Annotated in this window: 4 protein-coding genes and 2 pseudogenes; 5 read left to right on the top strand and 1 reads right to left on the bottom strand. The window is 47.6% G+C overall.

From position 1 onward, the window contains the following. The 5 genes and pseudogenes from ACR6Z4_RS31850 to ACR6Z4_RS31830 all read left to right on the top strand — a co-directional run. Nucleotides 1-166, top strand: a pseudogene (locus ACR6Z4_RS31850) (photosystem II q(b) protein); the annotation flags it as partial. A 535-nt stretch (nt 167-701) separates the two neighbouring features. Next, a complete protein-coding gene (gene psbA / locus ACR6Z4_RS31845; RefSeq protein WP_479721341.1) occupies nt 702-1,784 on the top strand; it encodes a photosystem II q(b) protein in 1,083 nt (360 codons plus the stop codon). A gap of 358 nt (nt 1,785-2,142) precedes the next feature. Next, the gene (locus ACR6Z4_RS31840; protein ID WP_479721340.1) at nt 2,143-3,087 is read left to right on the top strand and encodes an RluA family pseudouridine synthase; all 945 of its coding nucleotides are present in this window, start codon (nt 2,143-2,145) and stop codon (nt 3,085-3,087) included. Nucleotides 3,088-3,428: 341 nt separating this feature from the next. Beyond that, entirely contained in the window at nt 3,429-4,241 is an 813-nt protein-coding gene (locus ACR6Z4_RS31835) for a tetratricopeptide repeat protein (RefSeq protein ID WP_479721339.1), read from the top strand. 410 nt (nt 4,242-4,651) lie between these two features. Next, nucleotides 4,652-7,051 carry a Crp/Fnr family transcriptional regulator gene (locus tag ACR6Z4_RS31830; protein WP_479721338.1) on the top strand — a complete coding sequence of 800 codons (2,400 nt, stop codon included), beginning with the start codon at nt 4,652-4,654 and terminating at the stop codon, nt 7,049-7,051. A 3-nt stretch (nt 7,052-7,054) separates the two neighbouring features. On the opposite strand, the pseudogene ACR6Z4_RS31825 reads toward ACR6Z4_RS31830, so the two are convergent. After that, nucleotides 7,055-7,369: pseudogene (locus ACR6Z4_RS31825) on the bottom strand (tetratricopeptide repeat protein); the annotation flags it as partial.

Below are 7,369 nucleotides of genomic sequence, written 5' to 3'. Positions count from 1 at the left end.
ATTCAACTTCAACCAGTCCATCCTCGACTCTCAGGGTCGTGTGGTGAACACCTGGGCTGACGTATTGAACCGTGCGAACCTGGGTATGGAAGTGATGCACGAGCGTAATGCTCACAACTTCCCTCTCGACTTGGCTTCTACCAAGGCTCCTGAGATTGTTGGTTAATCTTCCTTAGCATCTAGTTTCTAGGTTGGTAAAAAAATAAGAGGCGCGACTCATTGAGTCGCGCCTCTTATTTTGCATAGCGTTTTTAAATCACAGTGCTGGACGAGGAATTGCTGGAGTATCGCGATTTTCCATCGAGTAGAGTACAGATTATTCTTTGAAAGCTATGCGGAGCATAGCTTTCAAAGAATAATCTGCTTCTGTAACGTTCTGTAGATTGATTCAGCACGGTGTTGAACGAACTTGCACACTAATCATTACGTTAAATTAACTGCAACGGCAAAATTTCAGGCAGCTCATTGGCTCTTTTAATATTTATTAACAAATCGAAAGGTTTTATCTACAAAAGATTTGACTTTGTTTTTGGGGGTTGACAACGGTGAAATCTTTACAAAAGTTTTTTAAGATGAGTGACAAAAGTTTGCTTACCTCTGGAAAAAGTTGCTGAGTGTCAATATTATGAAATCCAAAGTTCAAGTTAAAAAACTTGATCCTGCATTTATCCATTTTTGTAATTCAAGCTATCCATTAAATTATGACTACTACCTTACAGCGTCGCGAAAGCGGCAACCTATGGGAGCAGTTTTGTAATTGGATTACGAGCGTCAACAACCGTGTATATGTGGGTTGGTTTGGCGTTCTGATGATCCCATGCTTGCTAACTGCAACAATTTGTTTCATCATCGCCTTCATCGCCGCTCCTCCCGTTGACATCGATGGCATCCGCGAGCCTGTTGCAGGTTCTCTGCTCTACGGAAACAACATCATGAGTGGTGCTGTTGTTCCTTCTTCCAACGCAATCGGTCTTCACCTCTATCCGATTTGGGAAGCAGCATCCTTAGACGAATGGCTGTATAACGGCGGTCCTTACCAGTTAGTAGCGTTCCACTTCCTCATCGGTATTTTCTGCTGGATGGGTCGTCAGTGGGAACTCAGCTACCGCTTGGGTATGCGTCCTTGGATCTGCGTTGCTTACTCTGCGCCTGTTGCAGCTGCAACCTCCGTATTCTTGATCTATCCGATCGGACAAGGTTCCTTCTCTGACGGGATGCCTCTGGGTATCTCTGGTACGTTCAACTTCATGTTCGTGTTCCAGGCTGAGCACAACATCCTGATGCACCCCTTCCACATGTTGGGCGTAGCTGGTGTGTTCGGTGGTTCGTTGTTCTCTGCAATGCATGGTTCATTGGTAACCTCTTCTCTGGTGCGTGAAACCACCGAGACTGAATCCCAAAACTACGGTTACAAGTTCGGTCAAGAAGAAGAGACCTACAACATCGTTGCAGCACACGGTTACTTCGGACGTCTGATTTTCCAATATGCCAGCTTCAACAATAGCCGCGCACTGCACTTCTTCTTAGGTGCATGGCCGGTCGTTTGTATCTGGTTTACGGCATTGGGTATCAGCACGATGGCGTTCAACCTGAACGGATTCAACTTCAACCAGTCCATCCTCGACTCCCAAGGTCGTGTCGTCAACACCTGGGCTGATTTGTTAAACCGTGCAAACTTAGGTATGGAAGTGATGCACGAGCGTAATGCTCACAACTTCCCACTCGACCTGGCATGTGATGAAGCAACCCCCGTCGCTTTAATTGCACCCTCAATCAACAGCTAATCGCTGAACTAGAGTTGAGTGTAAGCGCTCCCCAGGGGGAGCGCTTTTTGCTGAATATATAATGATTCTCTGATTGCGATCGCCCCAAGCCGTTAAGCTATATTGCACGTCAGCCATAACGCACGCTCATTTCTGATCAGGATAAGATAAATGCCATAGGACGATAGCGCTTCGCACCTGGATAGATTACGGTTATGGTGTGAGAGTGGTGCTCCCACACCATAACGTGCGCTTCATAGAATAGATCTCTTGCAGATTCGTTGGGGTGGGGACGAAGCCCTCGCCCAAACCAGTTCCAAAACCTTAATGGGCAAGCGGTCTAATTGAGTCATTGCTACATAGACTGAGGATTATTGAATTGTCGTCTCAGATTGATTTGCAAGTTAAAGCAACAGGTCAGCGACTGGATCGCTATCTGGCGGAAGAATTGCCCGATATATCTCGTTCCCGCATTCAGAAATTGATTGAAGAGGGACAGTTGCAAATCAATGAGCAGATTTGTACCTCTAAAAAAGTCATGGTCAATCAGGGCGATCGCCTGTTGTTGACGATTCCAGAGGCACAATCGCTAGACTTGCAAGCCGAAGACATTCCCCTGGATGTTTTGTATGAAGACGATCATGTTCTGATTCTCAATAAACCTGCTGGCTTAGTGGTACATCCCGCCCCCGGTCATGAGGGAGGCACCTTAGTCAATGCGCTATTGGCACATTGTCCCGATCTTCAGGGCATTGGTGGAGTAAGACGTCCCGGCATTGTCCATCGATTGGATAAAGACACAAGCGGGGCGATCGCTGTTGCCAAAACAGATCAGGCACACCAGCATCTCCAGGCACAATTTAAAGTTAAAACTGCCCAGCGCACTTATCTGGGAATTATCTACGGCGCACCCTCTACTCCGAATGGAACCGTCGATCAGCCGATTGGTCGCAATCCTAACGATCGCAAAAAAATGGCAATTCTATCGATCGAAAAAGGAGGTCGGCGTGCCGTCACCCATTGGCAAGTGTTGGAGCGCCTGGGCAATTTTACGCTGATGCAATTTCAATTAGAAACAGGACGCACCCATCAGATTCGGATTCACAGCGCTGCCATTGGGTATCCGATTGTGGGAGATCCTGCCTATGGAGCTGGTCGATCGATTGGTGTCAACCTCACCGGACAAGCCCTGCACGCCTGGAAGTTGCGGTTGAAACACCCCGTTACCGAAGCGTGGATTGAAGCGATCGCCCCTCCCCCCGCAGAATTTAATACGCTGTTACAGATATTGCGGCAACGGTTATCGACCCAAACCTGCCATTGAGCTAGTACACCAACTTAAAAGTTTTAGAGGGGGTGGAGGGGGTTTTACCCCCTCTTGGGGGCGCAGCCCCCAAACCCCCATGTTGCAAAATTTCGTGTTTGCAACACTAATACGTTTTGAGAGAGCGACGGCGGAGCCGTCGCTCTCTCAAAACGTATTAGATTTTATAATGCTCGTACCTGGATAGATTACGGCTGTTGTGTCGAGAAGCGGCGCGCCGCGCCGCTTCTCGACCTATTACCCCGTTGAGTCTGAACCCGTAGCGCAATAAAACCTGGCATCATGGGAATAGGTATCCGCGATTCGTTGTTTTCTTCAACTTTTTCTTACACCTGACACGCATGATCATTAGACTCTTTCTTTCGTTCGTAATCAGCATGTTGCTCTGGTTTGGCATGACCCCGCTGGTGCTGGCGCAAGAGTCTATACCCCTGCCAACCGCAACGAATGCAGAGATCTTAAATAACCTGAGAAACAAAGCATTTACTGCCACCAATCAAGGTGATTTTGCCAGTGCTGAGGAGTACTGGACCGAAATTTTGCAGCAATTGCCCGATAACCCTGCGGTATGGAGTAATCGGGGAAATTCCAGGGTCAGCCAAAATAAGTTAGAAGCGGCGATCGCCGACTATAACAAAGCGATTGAACTCACCCCTGATGCGCCCGATCCCTATCTCAATCGTGGCACTGCACTGGAAGGGTTGGGACGTTGGCAAGAAGCGATCGCTGATTATAACAAGGTGTTGGAGCTGGATGATCATGATGCAGCGGCGTTTAATAATCGTGGCAATGCCGAAGCGGGGTTAGGTGACTGGCAAAAGGCGATCGCTGACTATCACCATGCGGCTGAACTTGCACCCGACTTTGCCTTTGCTCAAGCCAATCATGCGATCGCCCTATATCAAATCGGGCAGACCGATGAAGCCATTCGGCAGATGAAAAATTTGGTACGAAAATATCCCCGCTTTGCCGATATGCGAGCAGCACTAACTGCTGCCCTTTGGGTTGCCGGTCAACCGGGCGAAGCCGAAAGTAATTGGTTTGCAGCTGTAGGGCTAGATGGACGCTATAAAGATTTAGAGTGGGTTGCCCATACTCGCCGTTGGGCACCGGCTCTCGTGAGCGCTTTAGAAAAGTTTTTGAAATTGCAATAGCACCGTTTTGAAACCAGTCTCTGGATGGTGCTGATTTTGGGATGACGTTCAACGTGGATGCGAAACGTCAATATTTAATCTGATGACCGTTAGGTTTTAGAATCAAGGCTAGATGAGGATCGTGAATTTAATAAACTCTAATTCTTTTTGAGAGCAATGGCTTTGCTGGCGCATTCTCAAAAAGAGTTACAGGTTCATTAATCTGAGATCCTGAGGATCAATCAACAGCGAAATTCTCTGGTTCTAATTCAGTTTGTGTTGCCCTCGCGTAGGGGTACAGCATTTGGCAAAGAATCCCTGATGGACTTCAAACACCCTTGCCCAAATGTTATGTCCTTACAAAATTGGATGGCTGCAACACAACAGCCGCCGAAATCAGGGAATTCTTATCAGCCGTGCCGGAGAGTGCTATGGTCAATGCCCCTGACGTTAAGCTGCCCGAAGCATTTACAACCTACATCGAACAAACCTACTATGCGCAGGTCACCGAACAATCGAAGTTAGAAGTCGTTGTTCAAGATCCAGATTTTCTCAAGAATCCGCTGAAGCATGTGGCGCTGTTTTCTGATCATGGTATTCTTCATGGTCGCGATATTGCTGGCAAAATCATTCAGGTGATTCAGCAAATTAATGGGTTGTTGATCCCCCGGCGAGCCTCATCGCGTCTGGAGTTCATGCTGGGGTATGGATCGATGTTGGCGTATTTGCATGACATCGGCATGAAAAATTTTTCGGCATTTGGGCGAGCCATGCATCCTGAATTTGCCGCACAACTGACCTTTTCTCCAGAATTTGATGCCTGGATCGAGTTGTTGTGGCAAGAAAATTCGGGAAATGTGGCATGGCGGCTAATGAATCTGTCGGTGCAAGGGTTGCTCACTCAGCCACCTCAGCTGGTATTGCGGGAAATGCTGTCGTTGTCGATGGCGCATAGTAAAAGCAAGGTGCCGATCGCCATCTTAAATGATGTCGATGTTTTGCGAGAGACGATGAAAAAGTGTGTCGGTACAGAGTTACAGTACCTCTATCACCAGCAACAGGTTGCGATCGCAGAACAGAAGCTGGCTCACCTGCAAAGGACAACCGCCGATGCCAGCGAGTGCGATCGCCTGGCTCAAGCTTTAGAAACCGCAAAAACTCAACTCCACGAATTTATTACTCAGGCAAATTCTGGGCAACACAACAATCCCGATATTGAGCGGCATTACGGCGATCTAGAGCAATTTCATCACATTGCTTTTTCCTGGTTAGTCGCCGATATCCCAGCTGTTCAAGACCTGACGCTAGATGTCATCGATACCATACGGGCATTGCGTTGTGCCGATGCCTTGCGCCAACGGGGAACCACGTTCACCACCTCCGCCGGATATCAAGTTTTTGTCAGTCAAGATACAGCCAAGGCAATCTATGCGTTGCAAAGTGGCGATCGCTCTCAACTGTTTCTTTTAGAAGGCAAAGACCCCATCAGTGCCGGTGAAGCCAATATGGCAAATTCTAACCTCGACCAGGATGGGAATTTGCGGATTGCCTTTACACGAGGTGCCTTTTCTAGCCCAGAGGCAACCCAATGGGCAGCCTTTAGTGCGGCAATTGTAATTCAAGATATTCAAGCCGATGTGATTGGCAGTTTCCGCCGATCGGAACCCGAGCAAGAGCAATTGCGGGGAAGCATTAAACTAGAGCAAGAGATGCAGATTTTGGTGGAAGGGGTAGACGACAACCCTGAGTTTGCCGACCTGGTCTGTCAGGAACTGAGTCAACTCAACCCTCAGCTGGCTCTCCGCGTGCAAGCCGTTACATCATTGCAATATGCCGACTTGAAACAAGTCGATCGCTATTTAGGCGGAGTGCAACCCAAGTGGGGCGTCACTGAAAAACTGCATTTGTTAGACCAATTAGTCAAATCGGGGCATAAGGTCGATCACATTGATCTAAATCGAGCCTTTTTAGAAACTCGATTGATTACAGTCAAATCTGGTGAAGTACTGATTGAACCCGGTGTTCTGTCTGGCTTTGTCTACATTCCTTTGAATGCTGGACTGAAGCTGATTTCTTCCAATGGCTATCAAATGCTGGCAGGGTTGCCATGGGTGCTGATTGGTGACATTGAAGCGATTCGTAACACCCCAACCCACAATAAAGTAGTGGCAGAGCAAACCGTTGAGTTGATGATGATTCCTAAACAAATCTACAGCCGCTATTGGTATGCACCTTATACCATTGATGAATTTACTCAACTGTTTGCCAATGGCAAGCTTCAGCCCCAATTGCCCTCGCGGCGGACAACGTCCCTAGAAATGGATTTGCAACGGGTAACCCGCCGCAGTCGTGCGTTACCCATGGCGATTCATCTGATGAAGCTGTTTCCTAAATCTGATCAACTGAAGCTATTTATGAGCTATTTGGAAGAAGTTCAGCTTGCTCAGGGAGATGCTTTATTTGGTCAGGGCGATCGCCCGGAAATGCTTTATTTTGTCGAGTGGGGGCAGATTGCTGTAATTGAAACCCATCAAGGACAAGAACACACAACCCAGACCTTTCATTCCGGTGATCTTGTAGGAAGCTGGGAGTTTTATAGCCAATCTACCTATCAACACACGGCGATCGCTAATAAAGCCAGCACTCTGCGCGGCTTATCAGTCAGCGCCCTGCAACGGATGCAAGAAACATCACCCCAGGTTGCCCATACCTTTGCCCAATATCTACTGGTATTTTTGGCAGATCAACTGCATCGGGCAAAGCAAGAAATCACCACACTGCGACAAGAACGAACCGAAACGATCGAACGACTCACCTCGTCACAACTCTAAAATCTACAAAGATTGTAATTCCGCAATTTTATTCAAGGCATATTGTTGTAAGGGTTGATAGTTGATTTCGCGGGCAATCGCGGCAGATTGTTGCAGTGCTGCAATAGCCATATCAATTTTTTGAAGTTGAATATAACAATTGGCAATAAATAACAAATTTCGACTTTGGCTATATTGGTCACCAATCTGCTGATAAATATCTTGAGCCTGTTGCAGATAGCCTATTCCTACCTGCGAGTCTTCATTCAATGTCCCGATTGCTTGTAACGTGTTGGCTTCACCCAGTCGAGCACCCACGGCTCGATAGATGCCGATCGC

It is taken from the genome of Calyptranema fuscum S582, from assembly GCF_055793305.1.
This window is presented reverse-complemented; position numbering and strand designations above follow the sequence as displayed.

Coding starts and splice junctions, on each gene's coding strand:
- ACR6Z4_RS31835 (WP_479721339.1), top strand. CDS start 3,429: ATGATCATTAGACTCTTTCTTTCGTTCGTAATCAGCATGTTGCTCTGG.
- ACR6Z4_RS31830 (WP_479721338.1), top strand. CDS start 4,652: ATGGTCAATGCCCCTGACGTTAAGCTGCCCGAAGCATTTACAACCTAC.
- psbA (WP_479721341.1), top strand. CDS start 702: ATGACTACTACCTTACAGCGTCGCGAAAGCGGCAACCTATGGGAGCAG.